The sequence below is a fragment of the Streptomyces mexicanus genome (assembly GCF_902506575.1).
GTDB lineage: Bacteria > Actinomycetota > Actinomycetes > Streptomycetales > Streptomycetaceae > Streptomyces > Streptomyces mexicanus.
On record NZ_LR732544.1, the window covers coordinates 359,535 to 381,078 of the forward strand.

The following is a 21,544-nucleotide window of genomic DNA, read 5'->3' on the forward strand; positions in this document are numbered from 1 at the left end:
GTTCCACCGATGCACTGTCTGGTCTTCCCCGGCCAAGGCGCACAGCGCCCAGGCATGGGAGAAGCACTGTTCGAGCGGTACCCGCGACAGACCGCGGCCGCCTCCGAACTGCTCGGTTACTCCGTCGCGGAGCTGTGCCGCGACAACCCCGGGGACCGGCTCGCCGACACCCGCTACGTCCAGCCGGCCGTCTTCCTCGTCAACGCGCTGTCCTGGCTGGACCTGGAACGGTCCGGCCGGCGCTACGACTACTTCGCCGGGCACAGCCTGGGCGAGTTCAACGCGCTGGTGGCCGCCGGAGTCATCGACCTCATGGACGGCCTCGCCCTGGTCCGGCGCCGCGCGGAGCTGATGGCCGGCGTCACCGGCGGCGCCATGGTCGCGGTGGTCGGCATGGACTCGGCACGGGTCGAGACGACACTGCGCACCGCCGGGTTCAACCTCGTGCACGTCGCCAACCGCAACAGCGACCGGCAAGTCACCGTGGCCGGTGACCGACGGCAACTGGCGCTCGCCGCCAAGGCCCTGCGCGGCCCGGGTGTGCGGGTGCTGCCGGTGCACGTCAGCGGCCCGTTCCACACACCGGCGATGGCCCCGGCCGGACGGGCGTTCGCCGACGTCCTGCGCGGCTACGAGTTCCGCGCCGGGCACACCCCGGTGATGTCCAGCGTCACCGCCGCCGAGTTCGACCCCGGCCAGGCCGTCCAACTGCTGAGCAGGCAGATCTCCCGCCCGGTGGAGTGGGTGCGCACCGTCCGCGCCCTGCGCGCCGCCGGCGTGGACCACTTCGACGAGGCCGACGGCACCACTCTCACCGCCTTCATCGCACGGATCGCGGCCCAGCCCACGGAGGAACACGTATGACCACGGACATCGCCGTCGTCGGACTGTCCGTCGACGTACCGGACGCGCCGGACCAGCACGCCTTCTGGGACGTCGTCCGCACCGGCCGCAGCCTCACCCGGCCCTTCCCGGCGCGGCGTCGCCGGGACGTCGAGGAGTTCCTGCGCTACCACCGCGCCTCCGCCCTGGTGCCGGACGCCGAGGAACGCGTCGCGTTCCACGACGGCAGCTTCCTGGACCGGATCGACCTGTTCGACCACGCCTTCTTCGGCATGACCCCGAAACAGGCCGCGGTCACCGACCCGCACCAGCGGCTGGTCCTGCGCACCATGTACCGCGCGCTGGAGGACGCCGGATACACCGGCGAGCGGCTGGCCGGCAGCCGCACCGGCGTGTACATCGGCTACGCCGGCAACCCCGGTGGGTCCTACCTGGACTACTTCTGCCGCATCGACCCCGCGCTGGGCCAGCTCGGCATCACCGGCAACATCGTCACCATGCTGGCCAACCGGCTGTCCTACCTGCTGGATTTGCGTGGACCCAGCATGGTGGTCGACAGCGCCTGCTCGGCGTCGCTTGTGGCGCTGCATCAGGCCAGGGCCGCGCTGCTGCTCGGCGACTGCGAGATGGCCGTGGTGGCCGGCACCCGCGTGGTGATGGCGCCCGTGCAGCACCCGCACACCCGGATCGGCATCGAGTCCTCCGACGGCGTGACCCGCACCTTCGACGAGAGCGCCGACGGCACCGGGTTCGGCGAGGGCTCCGGGGCGGTCGTGCTCAAGCGGCTGGACCGGGCGCTGGCCGACGGCGACCAGGTGTACGCGGTCGTCAAGGGCAGCGCGGTCAACCACGACGGGCACTCGGAGATGATGACCGCGCCGGACGCCAGGGCCCAGGCCGACCTGCTGGACGCCGCGTGGCGCAGCGCGGGCGTGGACCCCCGCACGATCGGCTACCTGGAGGTGCACGGCACCGCCACCAAGGTCGGCGACCCGATCGAGTTCGAGGGACTGCGGCGGGCGTTCGCCGCCCGGACCGACGCCCGGCGGTTCTGCGCGGGGGGCACCGTGAAGGCGAACATCGGGCCCCTCTTCGAGGGCTGGGGCGTCAGGGGCGTGATCAAGGCCGCGCTCGCGCTGCGGCACCGCACGATCCCGCCACTGGCCAACTACGTGCGGCCCAACGAGGCCATCGACCTCGACAACGGCCCCGTGTACGTGCCGCTGGAGGCCCGCGCGTGGCCCGACGGGGACACCCCGCGCCGTGCCGGAGTCAGCGCCTTCGGCCTCGGCGGGACCAACGCGCACGGGGTACTGGAGGAGTTCACCGCCGCGCCGCCGGAAGCGGGCGAGGACCGGCCGCCCTACCTCTTCACGCTCAGCGCGCAGAGCCCGGCGTCCCTCGGCCGGCTGGTCACCCGCTACCGCGAGGCGATCGACGCGGGCCGGATCGAGGGCACCGTCCGGGACGTGTGCTGGACCTCGAACGTCTCCCGCGCCCACCACCGCCACCGGCTCGCCTACACGGTCGCCGACCTGCCCGCCCTGCGGGCGGCGCTGGCGGCCACCGAGGCCGGCGACGTGCCGGACGCCGCCCGCACCGACGCCGCCCGGCACTGGGTGGGCGGCGGGGAAGCGGGCCTGCGTGCGCAGTACCGGGGAGCCGGGCCGCGGATCGTGCACCTGCCGCCGTACGAGTTCGACGAGACTCGCGCCTGGGTCGACTTCCCCGACGACTGGCGCGACCGGTTCGCCCTGGCCGCGCCGCGCGTGGCACACCCGCTCACCCACGCGGTGGAGTTCACGCCCGCGCCGCCCGCGCGGTACGCGGGTACGTCGCCCCGCGTGCTGGCGCTGGCGGACCCGGAGGCGGCCGGCGCCGTGGCCGCCGCCCTGCCGCCGGACACGGTGCTGCGCACGCCGGGCACCCCGGGCACCGAACCGGACGAACTCGCCGAGGACCTCGTCGACGAGGGCTACCCCCCCCTGGTGTACGCACCGGCCCCCGGCGGCGGACCGGCCGCCACTCCGGCCGAGCTGGACCGCCGCGTCGAGGAGCACCTGACCGGCCTGTTCCGGCTGGCGAAGGCGCTCATGCACGTCGGCGCGACGGTCGACCTGGTGGTGCTGACCCGCCGGGCGTTGGCGGTCGTACCGGGCGAGGCGGGCGTCGCCACGGAACACGCGGCACTGGCCGGGCTGGTCAAGGCCATCGCCCGCGAGTACCCGTACGTGACCGTCCGGCTGGTCGACGCCGACGACACGGTGCCGGCCGCGGTGCTGCGCGAGGAGGTCCTCGCCGGGCAGGCCGGGGTGTACGCGCTGCGCGGCGCGGACAAGTACCGCGAGTCGTTCGCGGAACTGCCCGAGGTCGACGCGGTCCGCGACACCTACCTGCGGCCCGGCGGCGCCTACCTGATCACCGGCGGACTCGGCGGCATCGGCCTGGAGACGGCCCGGCACTTCGCGGCCGGCGCTCCCGGCGTCCACCTGTACCTGCTCGGACGCACCGCGCTGCCGCCCGAGACCGAGTGGGACGCGGTCGCCGCCGACCCGCAGCATCCCGCCGCGGCGCGGGTCACCGCGGTCCGCGAGATCGCCGCGCTCGGCGCGACCGTGCACCCGGTGGCCGCCGACGTCGCCGACGAAAGCGCGCTGGCGGCCGTGCTGGACACCGTCCGCGCCGCGCACGGCCGTATCGACGGCATCGTGCACGCCGCCGGTGTGCCCGGCGACAGCCTCATCGCCTACCGGGAGGTCCCCGGGTTCGCGGCCGTCCTGCGGCCCAAGCTGCGCGGCGCGTTCCTGCTGCACCACCTGACCCGCGACGACCGTCCCGACTTCATCCTGCACATGTCCTCGGTGGCCGCGGTGTTCCCGGCCCTCGGGCAGGCCGACTACGCGGCCGCGAACTACTACCTGGACCACCTGGCCCGCACCCTGGACACGCCCGAGCACCGCGTGGTCAGCGTCGAGTGGGTGGCCTGGCGGGAGGTCGGCATGGCGGTCGCCACCGGCGTCAACGAGGACCTGGCGTTCCGCTCGCTGCGCACCCGCGACGGCCTCGCCCTGATCGACGCGGCGCTGCGCGGCGACCGGCCGGTCCTCTTCGCCGGCGAGGTCAACTACGACAGCGACCTGATGAGCGTCCTGCCGACCTACGACGTGGCCCTGTCCGCGGACATCGAGGACAAGATCGCGACGGCGCTGGCGGCGCTCGCCGAGCGGACCAAGCAGAACCTGGCCCGCGTGCGTGAGGCCGTGGAGTCCACCGACGTACGGCTCACCGGGCAGCCGGACGGCGCATACACCGACACCGAACGCATGGTGGGCCGCTGCCTGGCGCACGTCCTCGGCCATCCGGAGATCGACGTGCACGCCGACTTCCGGGACCTGGGCGCCGACTCGATCATGGCGCTGACCATCGGCAACAGCATCTCCGCCTGCATCGGCCGCCAGTTCGACGCCATCGACCTGATGAGCGAGCGCACCGTGGTCGCCGTCGCCCGGCTCATCGAGACCAAGTACGACGTGGACGCCCTCGGCGACGACGACGGGGACGACGACGCGTGGCTCGACGAGCTGCTGACCATGCCCGGTGAGTGACGTGCCGGACCTGACGCGGGGCCCGGTCCTGACCCAGGTCGTCGGCATCGCGGCCCCGCTGGCCCTGGCCAACCTGCTCCAGCAGGGCTACCTGCTGGTCGACAGCGCGGTCGTCGGCCGCTACGTGGGCGTCACCGGGCTGGCCGCGATGGGCGCGGCACAACCGCTCTACACGATCCTGACCTCACTGTTCACCGGCGTCTCCAACGCCTTCTCGGTACGGCTCGGGCACCTGGCCGGGGCCGGCCGGCGCGACGATCCCAGCGCGCTGCGGGCCCTCGCGGTGTGCACCGTCGCCTGGGCGGTGGTGTGCGCCGCGGCCGCGGTCCTGGTCACGGCGCCGCTGCTGGCGCTGACGGGCGTGACCGGCGAAGTCGCCGCTCAGGCCCGCACCTTCCTGGTGACGCTGTGCTCGGGCATGGTCGCCGTGTACGCGCTCGGCGCGGTGTGCGCGGTCCTCACCGGCCGCGGCGACGCCCGCCGGGCCACCGCGCTGATGATCGCCGCCAGCGTGCTGAACGCGGTGTTCGCCGGGCTCTTCGTCGGCCCGTGCCGGCTCGGCATCGCGGGCGCCGCCCTGGCCGTACCGGCCGCCAACGCGCTGGCCGCGGCGGCCGGCCTGACCCGTCTGGTGCGTGAGCAGCGCCGGCGTCCTTCCGGGGCGCCGGCGGTCACGGCCGCCACGGTCCGCGCCGAGGTACGGCGCGGCCTGCGGATCGGCGCCCCGATGGCCGTGCAGTACCTGCTGATCGGCGTCGGCGTCCTGGGCCTGGTGTGGATCATCGCACCGTTCGGGGACGAGGCCCTCGCCGCGCTGACCGTCGTCTCCCGGCTGGAGCTGCTGACCAGCGCGCTGTTCCTCAACCTGTCCGGCGCGCTGATGGTGTTCACCGCGCAGAACACCGGCGCCGGGCAGGCCGCGCGCGTGCGCGACGGCGTCCGCCACGGCGTGTGGCTGGGCGTCGCGCTCACCGCGCTGGTGTCCCTGCTGCTGCTCACCGCGCGCGGGCCGATCGCCGCGCTGTTCTCGAGCAGCGCCGAGACCCGGCTGATCACCGAACGGTACAGCATCGTCACGGCGCCGTTCTTCCTGTGCTACACGCTGACGGTCGTGCTGCACGGCTGGTTCAACGGCATCGCCCGCACCGTGGTGCCGCTGGTCTGCACGGTGCTGTCACTGGGGGTGGTCCGGCTGCCGCTGTCGTATGCGCTGGGCCACGCCCAGGGCGTCGACGGCGTCATGTGGGCGACGGTCATCGGCTGGGCCGCGGGACTGGCGTACACCCTCCTGGCCGCCGCCCGGCACTCGGGCAGCCCACCCGGAGCCGGTCCCGACCACCACCTTGACCACGACCCGGAGGCCGGCCCGATGGCCACGTCGGACAGCGGGGGAGACCGGTGATCCGCTCCCTCTTCGTCAGCGACATCCTGCCCCGCCGTCCCGCCGGCGGCGCGGTGCGGCGGATGGACGTGGTCACCGCCGCCCTCGCCGAACTCGGCCCCGTCGACGCGCTGTTCCTCGCACCGCCCGGCACCGCCCCACCGGCCCGGGAGAGCACCCGCTTCGCGCGCACCGGCGTGGCCGGCCTCCCGCCGTACACCGGCGCCCGCGCCCTGCTGGAGATCACCGCACGCGGGCCGTCCGCCGCCTACGCCGCCCACCAGCGGCGCGCACTCGCCCCCGCCCTGCCCGACTGGTCGACCGGCACCCGCTACGACCTGGTCTGGTTCAACCGGGAACGCACCTGGCTGCCGCTGCGCGGCCGGTTCACCGGCCGGACCGTCGTCGACGTGGACGACTTCGAGGACGTGCTGATCCGCCGCTGGGCGCGGCTCGGGCAGGGCGTGTGGGGCGTGCCGCTGACCCCGTGGCAGCGGGTGCAGGCGCGCCGTTCCCTCGCCTGGTGGCGCCGCGTCCACCGGCGGGTGGCACGGGAGGCCGACGTGGCCGTGACGGCCTGCGCCGACGACGCCGCCCGGCTCGGCGGCGGGGAGCGGACGGCCGTGGTCCCCAACACCTACCCCGCGCCCGCTCATCCGCCGGCACCGCCGCACCCCGGGGGCGGCGCGACCCTCCTGTTCCAGGGCTCGTTCGACTGGGCGCCCAACGCGGACGCCGCCCGTTGGCTGACCGCCGACATCCTCCCGCTGGTCCGCCGGCGCGTACCGCACGCGAGGGTCGTGCTGGCGGGCGCGTCCACCCCGGAGACCGCCGCGCTGGCCGGCCCGCACGTCGAGGTCACCGGCGCCGTGCCGGACATGACGCCCCACCTGAGGGCCGCCGACGTGGTGGTGGTGCCGCTGCGCGTGGGCAGCGGCACCCGCATCAAGATCCTGGAGGCCTTCGCCCACGGTGTGCCGGTGGTCAGCACCACGATCGGCGCCGAGGGACTCGACGTCGTCGCCGGCGAGCACCTGGCGCTCGCCGACACGGCCGAGGACCTGGCGCGCGACTGCGCCGACCTGCTCACCGACCCGACCCGCAGAACCGCCATGGTCGCCGCCGCGTGTTCGGGCAGGTGGCGGGCGCGGTGCAGGCGGGCCGCGGCGGCGACCCTGGCGGGTCTGCGGGGCGGGGCGGGGGGCAGGGCGGGGCCGGCGCGCGCCCGGGCCCCCGCCGGGGCGGCGGGCGGCCGGGGGTCGCCCGCGGCGGCGTCGAGTCCCCCGGCGCCCCTCGGGGGGCGGACCCCCCGCCCACCCGGGGCGGAGGCCCCCCGGGGCTTTGTGGCGGGGCCGCCGCCCCCGCGCCGCGGCCCCCCCCCCCCCTCCCGCCGGGCGCTGCTCGGCGCCGCGGTGCTCGGAGCCTCCGCGACGGTCCTCGGGCTGCCCGGCGCGGCCGGGGCCGCCGACCGGACGGCGGTCGCAGGGCAGGGCGGCGGACTGAAGAGCCTGCCGGTGCCCACGATCATCGGCCACCGCGGCGCCAGCGGCTACCGGCCCGAGCACACCTTCGGCTCCTACGAGCTCGCCCTGGACCTGGGCGCCGACATCGTCGAGGCCGGCGACCTCGTCCCCACCAAGGACGGCCACCTCGTGTGCCGGCACGAGCCGGAGATCGGCGGCACCACCGACGTCGCCGACCACCCCGAGTTCGCCGGCCGCAAGACCACCAAGACCCTGGACGGGGTGCCCACCACCGGCTGGTTCACCGAGGACTTCACCCTCGCCGAACTGAAGACCCTGCGCGCCACCGAACGCATCCCGGCCAACCGGCCGCACAACACCCTCTACAACGGCCGCTGGGAGATCCCCACCTTCGAAGAGGTCCTGGCGTGGCAGGACGAGCAGACCCGCAAGCGGGGCCGGCAGGTGTGGATCTACCCCGAACTCAAGCACCCGACGTACTTCCGCGCCCTCGGCCTCGGCCTGGAGGAGCGGGTCGCCGCGCTGCTGCGCCGGCACGGCAAGGACAAGAAGAACTCCCCGGTGATCCTGCAGTCCTTCGAACCCACCAGCGTCCGGCGGATGCGCCGGCTCGTCGGCAACCCCCTCGTCGTGCTGCTGTCCGGCGCCGACACCCGCCCCTACGACTTCGTCGCCACCGGTGACCCGCGCACGGTCGCGGACCTCGTCCCCCCCGCAGGACTGAAGGAGATCGCCTCCTACGCCCAGGGCATCGGCCCGACCCTCGACCTGGTCATCCCCAAGGACGCCGACGGCAACCTCGGCAGGCCCAGCACCCTGGTCCGCGACGCGCACGCCGCGGGCCTGATCCTGCACCCGTACACGGTCCGCAACGAGAACCCGTTCCTGCCGCCGACGTTCCGCAAGGGCACCGCCCCGGACGCCTACGGCGACGTCTTCGCACTGTTCCAGGCGTACTTCGCCACCGGCATCGACGGCATCTTCACCGACAACGCCGACACGGGCCTGCTGGCCCGGGCGGACTTCCTCCGTCACTGAGGGCGTCAACCTCCGGCGCGCCACGCCCTCGTCGGGGTGAACCCGCGGCCGTCCCGGCAACCCGGGCCGAGGCGGCCGCGTCGTGCCGCATATGACGCACGACATGCTCACCGCGCTGCGCCCCCTGCTCCTCGCCGAGGCCTCCGCCGAGGCACATGCCGCCGGAACGGAGCCGGGCGACCTGGAGCAGGCGGTCTGGCTGCGGCTGCTGGAGCGCCTGGAGGCCGACGGTCCGCCGCACGATCCGCACGGCTGGGTGCGCAAGGCCGTCCGCTCCGAGGCCCGCCGCACCCGACGCACCATCAGCATCGAACGTCCCTACGGGCTGGAGCCCGCCGACGACAGCGAACGCGGTCCCGAGCAGATCGTGCTGGCCGCCGCCCGCCGGCGGGCCCTGCGCGAGGCGGTGCGCCGGCTGCCCGGCCGCTGCCCCCGCCTGCTGGAGGCGCTGCTGTCGCCCAGAGACCTCACATACCGGGAGATCGCGGGGGAGTTGGGTATCTCACAGGGCAGTCTTGGGCCGGAACGTTCCCGATGTCTGGGATGTCTGCGACGTTTGCTCGCACCGGAGGTTGCGGCCCGCGAAGTGCGGGGATAGGAGTGAGGACGACAGGTGATCAGGTGAGCGGGAGGCGTGCGCACATGGGCATGAGCGTGACCATCTCTGCGGCGACCGAACAGGACGCGGAGCAGATCCTGAAGCTGCAGTACCTCAGCTTCCAGAGCGAGGCCGCGCTGTACGGCAACTACCGTATCGACCCGCTCGTCCAGAGCCTGGACTCCGTCCGCGAGGAGGTCGCCCGGGACTGCGTGGTCGTGGCCCGGCTCGGCGAGGAGGTGGTCGGCTCGGTGCGCGGCCGCCTCGGCGAGGACGGCACCGCCTTCATCGGCAAGCTGTGCGTCCACCCGCGCCTGCAGGGGCACGGCATCGGCGCCCGGCTGCTGCGCGCGGTCGAGGCGGCGCTGACCGAGCAGCACGGCGCCACCCGCTTTCGGCTGCACACGGGCCACCGCAGCGAAGGCAACCTGCGCCTGTACCGGCGCGTGGGCTACGAGACGGTGGGCACCGACCAGGGCAGTGACGGCGTACCGATGATCGTCCTGGAGAAGCCGGCCGGCACCTACGCGCAGACCGCGTAGCGCGCCGGGGCGGCGGCTCAGGCGGCTTCCGGCTGCCGCTTGGCGGCGGCGCGCAGCCAGTACAGCGCCGACAGCGGCAGCAGCACCGGGATGAAGATGTAGCCCATGCCGTAGTCCGACCACACGGTCGCGTCCGGAAACGCCGAGGGTTCCACGAGCGTCCAGGTCCCGACCGTGAGCACGCCCACCAGCTCGGCGGCGCAGCACACCAGCGCCGCCCTGCGGGCCCGCTCCCCGCCGCGCACCAGCGAGTACGTGATGAAGCCGTAGACCACGCCCGCCACCGCCGACAGCGAGTAGGCGAGCGGCGCGCGCCCGAAGTCGGTGGCGATCTGGTACACCGAGCGGGACACCGCGCCGACGACCATCGCGCCGTACAGCCAGACCAGCAGCATGCCGGGCCCGCTGATGAGCCGGCGCCGCGCCGGCCCGCCGTCCCGTCCGGGCCGGCCCTGCGCCGTGTCGTCCTCGGTGGAGTGCTGCGCGGAGTTCTCCTGCACGGAGGCCATCTCAACCGCCCCAGATGTCGTAGAGCCGTCCTTCCAGTCCCGCCAGGACGATCCCGCCCGCCGCGACGGTCACCGAACCCCAGCGTGTCCGCTCGGCCAGCGACATGAACCCGGCCGCCGGGACGCAGGCGAAGGCGCCCAGCAGATACGCCACGAAGATCGTCGTCCCCTGGTCCGGCTTGTCGCCCCGGGCCAGCGCCACGATCCCGATCACCAGCTGGACCAGCGCCAGCACGGAGACCACGGCCATCCCGATGAAGTGCCAGTCCTTCGTCGGCTGGTCGCGGTGGGCCGCGACGGGTCGGAGCAGACGGTGGCCACCTGGGCCGTGCCCGCGCACGGCACCCGGCCCGCCGACGTCACGGGCGGCACGGCGCTGCGTCCCGGCCAGATCGCCCGCTTCGAGGTGCGGACGGCGGGCGGACAGCGCCTGGTGACGCTCGATCCGCCCTGAACGACGGCGCGCGGCGCGGGCTACTTCAGCAGTCGGGACAGTCTGCGGTCCGCGAGCGGCTTGCCTCCCGTCTGGCAGGTCGGGCAGTACTGCAGCGAGGAGTCGCTGAAGGACACCTCGCGGATGGTGTCGCCGCACACCGGACAGGGCTCGCCGGTGCGGCCGTGCACCCTCAGGCCGCTCTTCTTCTCCGCCTTCAGCCGGCCGGCCGCCACGCCCCGGGACCGCTCGACCGCCTCGGTCAGCGTGGTACGCAGCGCCTCGTACAGCCGTTCGATCTCCTCCGGGGTCAGGGAGGCGGCCGGCTTGAACGGGGACATGCGGGCCGCGTGCAGGATCTCGTCGCTGTAGGCGTTGCCCACGCCGGCGATCAGGCTTTGGTCGCGCAGCGCGCCCTTGAGCTGCCGCCGCTGCCCGGACAGCAGCCCGGCCAGGCGCTCCGCGTCGAAGTCGGCGGCCAGCGGGTCGGGGCCGAGGCGGGCCACGCCCGGCACCTGCCGCGGGTCCGCCACGACATACACCGCCAGGCGCTTTTGGGTGCCGGCCTCGGTGAGGTCGAAGCCCGCGCCGGTCTCCAGGGCGACGCGCAGGGCGAGCGGGCCCTTGCCGGGGCGGGGCACGCCGTCGGGCAGCCGGTCGCGCCACTGCAGCCAGCCCGCGCGGGCGAGGTGGGCGACCAGGTGGAGGCCGCCGTCGGTGGCCAGGTCCAGGAACTTGCCGTACCGGCGCACCGCGCTCACCTCGCGGCCCTGAAGGGCGGTGACGGGCGGGTCGTACGTCTTCAGGACGCTGACCGCGACGGGCAGCACGCGGACGATCTCGTGTCCGGTCAGGTTCTCGGTCAGGAAGTCCTTGAGCGCTTCCACCTCGGGCAACTCCGGCATGGTTCCAGGGTGCCACCCGGCACCGACAGCGCCGGGCGGGCGCGCGAGCGGCTCAGTCGGGCTCGGGCACCTCGAACTCGCCCCACAGGCACTTGCCGCTGCCCCGCGCCTCCACGCCCCAGCCGTCGGTGAGCCGGTCCACGAGCAGCAGGCCGCGCCCGGAGACGCCCTGCGCCCCCGCTTCCCGGCGGCGCGGCAGGGCGCTGGAGGGGTCCTCGACCTCCACGCGCAGCCGCCGCCCGGGGCCGCTGAGCACCCGCAGGGTGACGACGGCGGGGCCCTCGGTGTGCATCAGCGCGTTGGTGATCAGCTCGTCGGCGACGAGTTCGATCTCGTCGGAGCGTTCCCCGGCGCCCAGGGAGCGCACCGCGGCGCCGATCGTGTGCCGGGCCCGGGTGAGTGCCTCCGGGTCGCCGGGGGCCACGTGCTGCCGGATCCGTTCCACGGCCTGCCGCTCGGCCAGGGCACGGCGGCGCAGGATCAGCAGGGCCACGTCGTCGTCGCCGCCGCGCAGCTCGGCCGTCCCGATCAGCTCGTCGGCCAGCTCCCGGACGTCGTCGGGACCGGCGGTGGCGGACGCGCACACGGACCGTATGCCGTCGTCGAGGTCGGCGCCGGGCTGCTCGACCAGGCCGTCGGTGCACAGGATCAGTGCCTCGCCGGGGTCCAGTTCCATGCTGCACACCGGGTACTCCAGGCTGCCGAACTCCGCGGACAGCCCGAGCGGCAGGCCGCCGTCGATCTCGACCCGGCGGCAGCTGCCGTCGGTGCCGCGCACCAGCGGGTCGATGTGCCCGGCGCGGACGACCTGCAGGACGCCGGTGGACAGGTCGGCCTCGGCGTACAGGCAGGTCGCGAAGCGGTCGGTGTCGAGCTCGTGCAGGAAGACGGAGGCGCGGGCCATGACGGTGGCCGGGGTGTGGCCCTCGGCGGCGTAGGCGCGCAGCACGATGCGCAGCTGGCCCATGACGGCGGCGGCGTGCGTGTCGTGGCCCTGGACGTCGCCGATGACGGCGCCGACCCGGCCCGCGCCACCGGGGCAGGCCCCGGGCAGCGGGATCAGGTCGTACCAGTCGCCGCCGATGTCGCGGCCCAGGGAGCCGCCGGCGTACCCGGAGCGGTAGCGCACGGCGATGTCCGCGCCGGGCACGCTGGGGATGGTGCGCGGCAGCATGGCCTGCTGCAGGCTCTGCGCGAGGTCCTTCTCCTGCTCGTAGAGCATGGCCCGCTGCAGGCTCTGCGCGATGCTGCTGCCGAGGGCGACCAGGACGTCGCGTTCCTCGGGGGTGAAGCCGCGCCGGTCGCTGTAGAGCAGGCCCATGCCGCCGATCGGGCGGGCCTGCGCGATCAGCGGCAGGTAGGCGGCGGAGGTGATGTTCAGGTCGGTGATGTGCGGCCACAGGATCGGGTAGCGCTCGGCGAACTCCTCCGGGGACTCGATGAACCGCGGACTGAGGGTGCGCACGGCCTCGCTCATCGGATACGGCTCGTCGATGCGGGGGACGCGGGGGCCGGGCACCGACGCGGCCGAGGGGCCCCCGGCGACCAGCCGGATGCGGCCGGCCTCCACCAGCCCGAGGACCAGGCTGGTGGAGCCCAGGCGGGCCAGGCCGTGGGTGTCCTTGACGACGTCGATGACGTCCTGGACGGTGCGCGCGTGGGCGAGGGCGGCGGTGGTGGCCTGGACGACGTTGGTCTGCTGCCGGCGGGCCGCGTCCCGGGCGGCCCGCTCCTGCAGGCCGGCGCTGTCGTTCAGTTCCTCGGTGGCGTCGCGGACGATGCCGATGATCCGGCGCGGGCGGCCGGTGGTGTCGCGGCGTATGTGTCCCTGGGTGTGGATCCAGGTCAGGGAGCCGTCGCGGCGCCGCACCCGCAGGTAGGTGCCGTAGTTCTCGCTGCCGTCCTTCATGGCCTGGGCCACCAGGGCGTCCAGGCGGGTGCCCTCGCCGCCGGGGACCCGGGCGGCCAGGCTCTCGGGGCGGCCGTCGTACTCCTGCGGGGTGATGTCGAAGATCCGGTGGGCCTGGGCGTCCATGCTGAACAGACCGGTGTCCAGGTCCCAGTCGAAGCTGCCCATGCGGTTGAGCGCGAGGATCGGATCGGGGTGGGCGGGCCAGCCCTCCGGGAGTGCCAGGGCGCGCGCTCCCTGTTCAGCCATGGGGCCACCTTGCCAGGGTTTGTCTGATTCTTCGAGCCGGGAGCGGGGTAGCAGAAGGGCCGTGGACTGGTTCACCGTGCCCGACTACTGGATGAGCCGGCTGGTCTTCCAGCGGGCCCTGGCCGCGGTGTACCTGGTGGCGTTCCTGACGGCGGCCCTGCAGTTCCGGGCGCTGCTCGGCGAGCGGGGCATGCTGCCGATCCCCCGCTTCGTGGCCCGGGTGCCGTTTCGGCGGGCGCCGAGCCTGTTCCACCTGCGCTACTCCGACCCTCTGTTCGCGGGGGTCGCCTGGGGCGGGTGCGCGGTGTCGGCGGCGCTGCTGGCGGGGCTGGACTCGTGGCTGCCGCTGTGGGGCGGGATGCTGCTGTGGCTGGTGCCCTGGGCGCTGTATCTGTCGATCGTGAACGTCGGGCAGACCTGGTACGGCTTCGGGTGGGAGTCGCTGCTGCTGGAGACCGGGTTCCTCGCCGTCTTCCTCGGCAACGACGAGGTCGCCCCGCCGGTGCTGGTGCTGTTCCTGCTGCGCTGGATCCTGTTCCGGGTGGAGTTCGGCGCGGGGCTGATCAAGATCCGGGGCGACGCGTGCTGGCGGAAGCTGACCTGTCTGCACTACCACCACGAGACGCAGCCGATGCCGGGGCCGCTGAGCTGGTTCTTCCACCGTCTGCCCGGCCCGCTGCACAAGGTGGAGGTGGCCGCCAACCACGTCACGCAACTGCTCGTGCCGTTCCTGCTCTTCACCCCGCAGCCGGTGGCCACGGCCGGGGCGGCGGTGATGATCCTCACCCAGCTGTGGCTGGTGCTGTCGGGCAACTTCGCCTGGCTGAACTGGATCACGATCGTGCTCGCGCTGTCCGCCGTGCGCTTCCCGGCGCATCCGCCGTCGGTGGCACCCGCGCCGCTGTGGTACGAGGTGGTGGTGTCGGCCGTCACCGCGCTCGTGGTGGTCCTCAGCTACCACCCGGTGCTGAACATGGTCTCCCGCCGCCAGGTGATGAACCGCTCCTTCGATCCCTTGCACCTGGTGAACACCTACGGCGCGTTCGGCAGCATCAGCCGGATCCGCTACGAGGTGGTCGTCGAGGGCACCCTGGACGACCGGCCGCGCGAAGACGCCGACTGGCGGGAGTACGAGTTCCGCGGCAAGCCCGGGGATCCACGGCGCTGGCCGCGCCAGTTCGCGCCCTACCATCTGCGCCTGGACTGGCTGATGTGGTTCGTCGCGCTGTCCCCGGCGTACGCGGGCGCCTGGTTCGGCGCCCTGGTGGAACGGCTCCTGGAGGGCGACCGCGCCACGCTGAAGCTGCTGCGCCGCTCCCCCTTCCCGCCCGGCCGGCCACCGCGCTACATCCGCGCCCGCCTCTTCCGCTACCGCTACACCACCTGGCGGGAGCTGCGCGCCACCGGCGCCTGCTGGGAGCGCACCTACGTGCGGGACTTCCTGCCACCGACCCGGCTGGAGGAGCCGGCACGGACCCGTTGAACAGAGGCCCGCTCCGGTCTCACCATGATGCCGGGCAGGGCCGCTGCCGCCTCGGCGCGGGCCGGGGGCTGGGGGGGCGGGCCGACCGGGCCGCCGACGGGGCCCGCGTCGGCCCCGGCCGCCGGCCCCCGCCGCTCCGGCCGCAGCAGCCGGCGCCGGCCGGGTGGCGGATGCCCTTCAGGTGCCTGCCGCCAGGCAGGGCGCGCAGGCGGGCCAGGTCGTCGGCCATGTCGGGCCGGTGTGGTCCACCCCAGCCGACGACCCCGGCGATCAGGTCGTGGCTCTCGGCCGGCACCAGGAACTCCGGGGTCTCCTCGGCGACGGTGACCGTCTGGACGAGGGCCGTGGCGCCGACATCATGAGAGCCGCCCTGCACACCAAGGTCCGCGCCGACCGGATCGCCGCCTACGCGGCGGCGCACCGGAAGGTCCCGACCGAGCTGCGCGGCGTCGTCTACGGCGCCTTCTCGGGCAGCAGGCCCGACGCGCGCAGCTCCGCCCAGAACGCGGCAGGCACGGGTGTGGCGAACTGCCGGGCGCAGTCGCGGACTTCGGCGGCCGAGCGGGTGCCCACCAGGACGCTCGCGACGGCGGGGTGGGCGGCGCAGAAGGCGAGGGCGGCGGCGCGCAGGGTGATGCCGTGGGCGTGGGCGATCGCCCGCATGCGCAGGGCGCGGTCGAGCAGCCGGGCAGGTGCCCGCGCGTAGTCGTACGTCGCCGTCGGCCCCGGGTCGGCCAGCAGACCGGAGTTGAACGCGCCGCCGATGACGACGGAGGTGCCGCGTGCGGCGGCGGCCGGGAGCAGGTCGGCCAGGGCGCTGGTGTCGAGGAGGGTGTAGCGGCCCGCGCACAGCACCACGTCGACGTCGGTGTCGCGGACGAACCGGGTGAGCGGCGCGGACCGGTTCATGCCCGCGCCGATCGCGCCGACCACACCTTCGGAGCGGAGTTTCTCCAGGGCCGGGTAGCCCTCGCGCAGGGCCTGGTCGAGGTGGTCGTCGGGGTCGTGCAGGTAGACCACGTCGACGCGGTCCAGGCCGAGGCGGGCGAGGCTCGCCTCCAGGCTGCGGCGGACGCCGTCGGCGCTGAAGTCCCACACGCGGCGGTGCGTGGCGGGCACGGCGAAGCCGTGGGCCAGGTCGTCACCGGCGCCATCGAAGGGCTCCAGGCGGCGGCCGACCTTGGTGGAGACGGTGTACGCCGAGCGGTCGTGGGCGCGCAGGGCCGCACCGAGGCGGCGTTCGGACAGGCCGAGCCCGTAGTGCGGGGCGGTGTCGAAGTAGCGGATGCCCTGCTCCCAGGCGGCCGTCACCGCCGCGTGCGCCTGCTCGTCGGAGACGGCCCGGTACAGGTTGCCGATCGCGGCACCGCCGAAGCCCAGCGGGCTGACCCGGACGCCGCTGCGGCCCAGGCGCCTCACCGGTTTGCCGGGCGCAGCCGCAGGCCCTGCATGCCGCCGTCCACGGCGAGCGCGGTGCCGGTGGTGGCACCGGAGAGGGGACTGGCCAGGTAGGCGATGGCGCCGGCGACCTCGGCGGCGGTGACGAGCCGGCCGGTGGGCTGGCGTGCCTGGAGGGCGGCGCGCTCGGCGGCCGGGTCGGGCGCGGCGTCCAGCAGGCGGCCGACCCACGGGGTGTCCACCGTGCCGGGGTTGACGCAGGTGACGCGGATGCCCTCGCGGACGTGGTCGGCGGCCATGGCCAGGGTCAGGGAGTACACGGCGCCCTTGGACGCGCTGTACAGGGCGCGCTGCGGCAGCCCGGCGGTGGCCGCGACGGAGCAGGTGTTGACGATCGCGGCGTGCGAGGAGGACCGCAGGTGGGGCAGGGCGGCGCGGGCGGTGCGGACCAGGCCGAGGACGTTGACGTCGAAGACGCGCCGCCATTCCTCGTCGTCGTTGTCCTCGACGGTGCCCTGGGCGCCGATGCCCGCGTTGTTGACCAGGACGTCGAGGCCGCCGAGGGCGTCGGCGGCGTCCGTGACGGCCGCACGTACGGAGGCGTCGTCGGTGACGTCGGCGCGGAAGGCGAGCAGCGGCTTGTCCACACCCGAGGGGTCCAGGTCCAGGACGGCCACCTGGGCGCCTCGGTCGGCGAGGAGGTCGGCGGTGGCCCGGCCGATGCCGGAGGCGCCGCCGGTCACCAGCGCCCGGATGCCTGCGAAGTCGTTCATGCCGCGTGTCCCTTCTGTCGGTCGGTGTCGGCGGCCCAGAAGGCGCCGCCGGGGAAGCAGTAGCGCGCGAGGGACTCGGGCCGCACGGCGGCCGAGAACCCCGGGGCGGTGGGCGCCGTGCAGTGACCGTCGCGGATCACCACCGGGTCCAGGAAGTGCTCGTGGAGGTGGTCGACGTACTCGATGACGCGGTACTCGACGGTGCCGGAGACGGCGACGCAGTCGAACGTCGCCAGGTGCCGCACCGGTTCGCACAGGCCGGCCCCGCCGGCGTGCGGGCAGACGGGGACGCCGTACTCGGCCGCGATCCTGCTGCTCGCGGCCCTCCTGCTCCTCATGCCACAACTCGTGCCCGGGAAAGGCTCATCGCGCCCCGCCTGCGTCCTCGGGCAGCACGGACCGGAGGACTCCCTCGAGAAGGCGCTCCAGCTGTGCCCGGGACATGGACCCGTGCATCCGCAGGTCGCTCCCCTTCACTCCGTACTTGTCCATCAAGGGCTGCAGAGGGTCGGTCTCCAGCCTCCGCAAGGTCGGCAAGAGGGCCCGGTTGAGCGCCTCGTCGGCGGGAGCGGTGAAGAAGGACTCCGCGCCGTCGACCCGGAAGAACTTGACCAGGTGGTGCAAGAGCTCCACATTGGGCACCTTCTTGCCGTCGCACACCTGCCGTGCCCACATCTCGGACACACCCGTCAGGCGGTGGATCTCCGCCGCGAGGTCCGACATGCGTCGGCCCGTCGCCGCCAAGCGCGCCCGGACGAGCGTGTGGATGCGGTGTCGCACACGGTCGTTCACCTCCTCGGCCGGAGGAGGACCGCCGTCGAGCAGCGTCCGCACGGTCGCCTCCGGCAGCGCCGCCCGGGTGGCCAGAACCGCTGGATCCAGCAGCTCGGCCCGGTCCAGGCCCTGCTGGGCGATGACCGTCTCCAGGCGCTCGAGCGTCTCCGTCAAAGGAGGGGTCGACTGCACTGATGCACTCTCCCGCAGGAAGGGGACCGCTTACCGGATGCATGACCTGTACATGGCAGCCTACGCGCCGGCCCCGGACCGCTCAACGATCCTTGACCGACCCACAACGATCGTTGACACCTGCTGCTGGTGCACAGCCGGATCGTTGCCGACGCAGACAGGTGTTTCCACCACAGCAGCCTGTGCCCCTGCGCCGGACGCACCCCTCCCTCGCCCTTCGGGACCACGACGGTCTGGACGGTCGTGGTCGGACGGATCCCGTCTCACCGCGGTAGCTCGCCGTGCCACCTCGTCCTCCGCGCGGCGCCTCGCACGGCTCGGCCGCCCCCCGTTCCAGGGGGCGGCCGTGGGTCGGGTCAGGCTCGCCGCAGCCGCAGCGTCACCAGCTCGAACGGCCGCAGCCTGAGCGCGATCCGGTCGCCGTCCCGCTCCGGCGCGCCCGCGTCGGCGAGCGGCCGCTCCAGCAGGTCGGTCACCGTGGCGTCCGCGACGTCGAAGCCGGCCGTCAGCGTCGCCCGGGCCCGCCCGCCGTGGGCCTCGTGGAAGCGGACCACCACGTCGCCGCTGCCGTCGTCGGCGAGTTTGACGGCCGTGACGACGACGGCGTCGTGGTCGACGGTGACGAGCGGGGCCACCTCTCCGGCGCCGGTCACCTGCCGCTCGGGCACGTTGATCCGCCAGCCCTCGCGGACCGCGTCGGCGATGCCCGCGCCGGGCACCAGGGCGTGCCGGAAGCGGTGGACGCCCTGGTCGGTCTCGGGGTCGGGGAAGCGGGGAGCGCGCAGCAGCGACACCCGGACGGTCGTGGTGGTGCCCTGGTCGCCGTCGGTGCGCACGGTGCGGGTCACGTCGTGGCCGTACGTCGAGTCGTTGACGACCGCAACGCCCCAGCCGGGCTCCTCCAGGTGCACGAAGCGGTGGTTGCACGCCTCGAACTTGGCCGCCTCCCACGAGGTGTTGGTGTGGGTGGGCCGGTGCACGTGCCCGAACTGGGTCTCCGACGCGTACCGTTCGGCGTGCACGTCCAGCGGGAAGGCGAGCTTGAGGAACTTCTCCGTCTCGTGCCAGTCCACCTCCGTGTCCAGCACCAGCCGCCGCTCCCCCGCCGCCAGGGACAGCACCTGGGTGACGCGGGAGGAGCCGAAGGCCCGTACGACGCGCACCGACGCGCCGTCCTCGCCGGGCGTGACCGACTCGGCGTCGGTGAGGTCGGTGACGGTGTGGCGGTAGAACTCGTCGACGTCCCAGGCGTCCCACATGTTCGGGAAGTCGGGGTGCAGCTGGAGGAGGTTGGCGGCCCGGCCGGGTGCGATCGTCTCGCGGTCGGCCTCGATGTCGTAGGCGGAGACCACCAGGCCGCGGGCGTCGATCTCGACGCGCAGCAGCCCGTTGTCCAGCACGTGCCCGCCGCCCTCGCGGGCGGTCAGCATCGTACGGCCCTCGGTGCGGGCGGTGGCCGCGCCGCCGGCGGGGACACCCGAGCGCGGGTGCGGGGCCGCGTTGAACACCAGCGGTGTGGCGCCCTCGCCCGCCAGCGCCCGCTGGGCCGCCTCGATGATGCCGTTCAGTTCGCGGGCGATGCGCCGGTAGGTCTCCCGGGCCTCGCGGTGCACCCAGGCGATGGACGAGCCGGGCAGGATGTCGTGGAACTGGTGCAGCAGCACCGTCTTCCAGATCCGGTCCAGCTCCTCGTACGGGTAGGGGAACCCGGTGCGCACGGCGGCCGTGGCCGCCCACAGCTCGGCCTCGCGCAGCAGGTGCTCGCTGCGCCGGTTGCCCTGCTTGGTCTGCGCCTGGCTGGTGAGGGTGGCGCGGTGCAGCTCCAGGTACAGCTCGCCGACCCAGACCGGGGGCTCGGGGTATTCGGCCTCGGCCTTGTCGAAGAAGGCGGACGGGGTCTCCCACGTCACCCGGGCCGAGCCCTCCAGGTCGCGCATCCGCGCCGCCTTGGCGACCATCTCGCGGGTGGTGCCGCCGCCACCGTCGCCCCAGCCGGTGGGCGCGAGGGAGTGCCGGGCGACACCCTTGTCCTTGAAGTTGCGCGCGGCGTGCGCGATCTCGCTGCCCTTCATGGAGCAGTTGTAGGTGTCGACGGGCGGGAAGTGCGTGAAGATCCGGGTGCCGTCGATGCCCTCCCACTGGAAGGTGTGGTGCGGGAACTTGTTGGTCTGCGACCAGGAGATCTTCTGCGTCAGCAGCCGCTTGGAACCGGCGGCCTTGATGATCTGCGGCAGGCCGGCGGCGAATCCGAAGGTGTCGGGCAGCCACGCCTCGTCGTTCTCGATGCCGAACTCGTCGAGGAAGAACCGCTTGCCGTGCACGAACTGCCGGGCCATCGCCTCCGAGCCGGGCATGTTGGTGTCGGACTCCACCCACATGCCACCGGCCGGCACGAACCGCCCGTCGGCGACGGCCTTCTTCACCCGCGCCCACACCTCGGGCCGGTGCTCCTTGATCCAGGCCCACTGCTGGGCCTGGGACATGGCGAAGACGAAGTCCGGCTCGTCCTCCAGCAGGGCGGTCATGTTGGACGTGGTCCGGGCCACCTTGCGCACGGTCTCGCGCAGCGGCCACAGCCAGGCGGAGTCGATGTGGGCGTGGCCGACGGCGCTGATGCGGTGCGCGGAGGGCACGGCGGGCGCGGCCAGCACGTCGGTCAGGCACGAACGCGCCCGCGCGGCCGTGCCGTTGACGTCCTGCAGGTCGACCGCGTCCAGGGCCCGGTCGATCGCGCGCAGGATCTCGTGGCGACGCTGGGAGTCCACCGGCAGCTCGGCCATCAGCTCGCCGAGCACCTCCAGGTCCATCACCAGCTGCCACACGGTCTCGTCGAACACGGCGAGGTCCATGCGGGCGAGGGTGTACTGCGGCTCGCTGCCCGCGGTCTCCTTGTCGCCGAGCTGCGTGGGCAGGAAGGGGTGGTAGTCGAGGATGACCGGGTTGGAGGCGGCCTCGATGTGCAGGCACACCTCCTCGCCGCCCGTGACGGGCGCGCCGATCCTGACCCACTGGTTGCGCGGGTTGAGGCCCTTCACGGGGGTGCCGTCGGGCCGGTAGACCAGGCCCTCGCACTGGAAGCCGGGCATGTTCTCGTCGAAGCCGAGGTCGAGCAGCGCCTCCACGGTCTTCCCGGCCCACTCCTCGGGCACGGTCCCGGTCACCCGGAACCAGCTGGTGCCCCACGGAACACCCCAACGGGCGCCCACCTCGATCGGCTGCGGCGCGGCGGCCAGTCCCTCGGCCACCGGCACGGGCTCGCCGGGCGCGTGCCACACCGCCACCTGGAGGGGGACGGACTCGGGGTACACGGCGGGGCGGATGCGCTCGTCGAGGACGCGCTTGAGGCGGGCTTCGACCAGGCTGCGGTCGTCATGCATGCGGGGTGCTCCGTAGGTCGTACGTCAGCGGGTGGGTCGGGGGTGGTTACC

Annotated in this window: 15 protein-coding genes and 4 pseudogenes; 10 read left to right on the forward strand and 9 right to left on the reverse strand. The window is 73.9% G+C overall.

Annotated features, from left to right (window positions below; genetic code table 11):
• Positions 1-9 precede the first annotated feature (9 nt).
• From GV126_RS01710 to GV126_RS01735, 7 genes and pseudogenes are all read left to right on the forward strand, one after another.
• Positions 10-864 (forward strand): ACP S-malonyltransferase, encoded by an 855-nt coding sequence (locus GV126_RS01710; RefSeq protein ID WP_268977388.1) that lies wholly within the window; start codon positions 10-12, stop codon positions 862-864.
• Positions 861-4,448, forward strand: a complete 3,588-nt coding sequence (locus GV126_RS01715) for a type I polyketide synthase (RefSeq protein ID WP_159662094.1) — start codon at positions 861-863, stop codon at positions 4,446-4,448. The genes GV126_RS01710 and GV126_RS01715 overlap by 4 nt, the downstream gene beginning before the upstream one ends.
• Positions 4,441-5,850, forward strand: a complete 1,410-nt coding sequence (locus GV126_RS01720; protein ID WP_159662095.1) for an MATE family efflux transporter — start codon at positions 4,441-4,443, stop codon at positions 5,848-5,850. Before GV126_RS01715 ends, GV126_RS01720 begins: the two co-directional genes overlap by 8 nt.
• A 62-nt stretch (positions 5,851-5,912) precedes the next feature.
• A pseudogene (locus GV126_RS36135) lies at positions 5,913-6,971 on the forward strand (glycosyltransferase family 4 protein); the annotation flags it as partial.
• A 201-nt stretch (positions 6,972-7,172) separates the two neighbouring features.
• Complete coding sequence (locus GV126_RS36140) at positions 7,173-8,351, forward strand: glycerophosphodiester phosphodiesterase (RefSeq protein WP_236570221.1); 1,179 nt, start codon at positions 7,173-7,175, stop codon at positions 8,349-8,351.
• A 91-nt stretch (positions 8,352-8,442) separates the two neighbouring features.
• Positions 8,443-8,949: an RNA polymerase sigma factor gene (locus GV126_RS01730; RefSeq protein WP_159662097.1), complete on the forward strand. Its 507-nt coding sequence runs from the start codon at positions 8,443-8,445 to the stop codon at positions 8,947-8,949.
• Positions 8,950-8,993: 44 nt separating this feature from the next.
• Positions 8,994-9,491 carry a GNAT family N-acetyltransferase gene (locus tag GV126_RS01735; protein ID WP_159673205.1) on the forward strand — a complete coding sequence of 166 codons (498 nt, stop codon included), beginning with the start codon at positions 8,994-8,996 and terminating at the stop codon, positions 9,489-9,491.
• Positions 9,492-9,508: 17 nt separating this feature from the next.
• Here the strand turns inward: GV126_RS01735 and GV126_RS01740 are convergent, their stop codons facing one another.
• A complete protein-coding gene (locus GV126_RS01740) occupies positions 9,509-9,886 on the reverse strand; it encodes a hypothetical protein (protein ID WP_159673207.1) in 378 nt (125 codons plus the stop codon).
• 115 nt (positions 9,887-10,001) lie between these two features.
• Positions 10,002-10,340 carry a hypothetical protein gene (locus tag GV126_RS01745; protein ID WP_159662098.1) on the reverse strand — a complete coding sequence of 113 codons (339 nt, stop codon included), beginning with the start codon at positions 10,338-10,340 and terminating at the stop codon, positions 10,002-10,004.
• Here GV126_RS01745 and GV126_RS01750 point away from each other — a divergent pair.
• Positions 10,275-10,454 (forward strand): annotated as a pseudogene (locus GV126_RS01750) (hypothetical protein); the annotation flags it as partial. The gene GV126_RS01745 and the pseudogene GV126_RS01750 sit on opposite strands and share 66 nt — an antisense overlap.
• Positions 10,455-10,474: 20 nt before the next feature.
• Here GV126_RS01750 and GV126_RS01755 read toward each other — a convergent pair.
• Positions 10,475-11,338 (reverse strand): Fpg/Nei family DNA glycosylase, encoded by an 864-nt coding sequence (locus GV126_RS01755; protein WP_159662099.1) that lies wholly within the window; start codon positions 11,336-11,338, stop codon positions 10,475-10,477.
• Between the two features lie 52 nt (positions 11,339-11,390).
• Complete coding sequence (locus GV126_RS01760) at positions 11,391-13,496, reverse strand: SpoIIE family protein phosphatase (RefSeq protein WP_159662100.1); 2,106 nt, start codon at positions 13,494-13,496, stop codon at positions 11,391-11,393.
• A gap of 61 nt (positions 13,497-13,557) precedes the next feature.
• Here GV126_RS01760 and GV126_RS01765 point away from each other — a divergent pair, with 61 nt between their 5' ends.
• Positions 13,558-14,979 (forward strand): lipase maturation factor family protein, encoded by a 1,422-nt coding sequence (locus GV126_RS01765; RefSeq protein WP_159662101.1) that lies wholly within the window; start codon positions 13,558-13,560, stop codon positions 14,977-14,979.
• 358 nt (positions 14,980-15,337) lie between these two features.
• A pseudogene (locus GV126_RS01775) lies at positions 15,338-15,422 on the forward strand (L-rhamnose mutarotase); the annotation flags it as partial.
• Positions 15,423-15,432: 10 nt separating this feature from the next.
• On the opposite strand, the gene GV126_RS01780 reads toward GV126_RS01775, so the two are convergent.
• From GV126_RS01780 to GV126_RS01800, 5 genes and pseudogenes are all read right to left on the reverse strand, one after another.
• Positions 15,433-16,398: an aldo/keto reductase gene (locus GV126_RS01780; RefSeq protein ID WP_159662102.1), complete on the reverse strand. Its 966-nt coding sequence runs from the start codon at positions 16,396-16,398 to the stop codon at positions 15,433-15,435.
• Positions 16,395-17,150 (reverse strand): SDR family NAD(P)-dependent oxidoreductase, encoded by a 756-nt coding sequence (locus tag GV126_RS01785; RefSeq protein ID WP_159662103.1) that lies wholly within the window; start codon positions 17,148-17,150, stop codon positions 16,395-16,397. The genes GV126_RS01780 and GV126_RS01785 overlap by 4 nt, the downstream gene beginning before the upstream one ends.
• Positions 17,147-17,458: pseudogene (locus tag GV126_RS01790) on the reverse strand (enolase C-terminal domain-like protein); the annotation flags it as partial. The pseudogene GV126_RS01790 and the gene GV126_RS01785, both read right to left, overlap by 4 nt.
• Positions 17,459-17,513: 55 nt before the next feature.
• Positions 17,514-18,098, reverse strand: coding sequence for a hypothetical protein (locus GV126_RS01795; RefSeq protein WP_236569839.1), 585 nt, complete (start codon positions 18,096-18,098; stop codon positions 17,514-17,516).
• A 374-nt stretch (positions 18,099-18,472) separates the two neighbouring features.
• Positions 18,473-21,493 (reverse strand): alpha-mannosidase, encoded by a 3,021-nt coding sequence (locus GV126_RS01800; protein WP_159662106.1) that lies wholly within the window; start codon positions 21,491-21,493, stop codon positions 18,473-18,475.
• Positions 21,494-21,544 lie beyond the last annotated feature (51 nt).

What these genes read in the sequence shown, in the direction of transcription:
- GV126_RS01710 (WP_268977388.1), top strand. Translation starts at nt 10, where the DNA reads ATGCACTGTCTGGTCTTCCCCGGCCAAGGCGCACAGCGCCCAGGCATG.
- GV126_RS01715 (WP_159662094.1), top strand. Translation starts at nt 861, where the DNA reads ATGACCACGGACATCGCCGTCGTCGGACTGTCCGTCGACGTACCGGAC.
- GV126_RS01730 (WP_159662097.1), top strand. Translation starts at nt 8,443, where the DNA reads ATGACGCACGACATGCTCACCGCGCTGCGCCCCCTGCTCCTCGCCGAG.
- GV126_RS01735 (WP_159673205.1), top strand. Translation starts at nt 8,994, where the DNA reads ATGGGCATGAGCGTGACCATCTCTGCGGCGACCGAACAGGACGCGGAG.
- GV126_RS01740 (WP_159673207.1), bottom strand. Translation starts at nt 9,886, where the DNA reads ATGCTGCTGGTCTGGCTGTACGGCGCGATGGTCGTCGGCGCGGTGTCC.
- GV126_RS01755 (WP_159662099.1), bottom strand. Translation starts at nt 11,338, where the DNA reads ATGCCGGAGTTGCCCGAGGTGGAAGCGCTCAAGGACTTCCTGACCGAG.
- GV126_RS01760 (WP_159662100.1), bottom strand. Translation starts at nt 13,496, where the DNA reads ATGGCTGAACAGGGAGCGCGCGCCCTGGCACTCCCGGAGGGCTGGCCC.
- GV126_RS01785 (WP_159662103.1), bottom strand. Translation starts at nt 17,150, where the DNA reads ATGAACGACTTCGCAGGCATCCGGGCGCTGGTGACCGGCGGCGCCTCC.
- GV126_RS01800 (WP_159662106.1), bottom strand. Translation starts at nt 21,493, where the DNA reads ATGCATGACGACCGCAGCCTGGTCGAAGCCCGCCTCAAGCGCGTCCTC.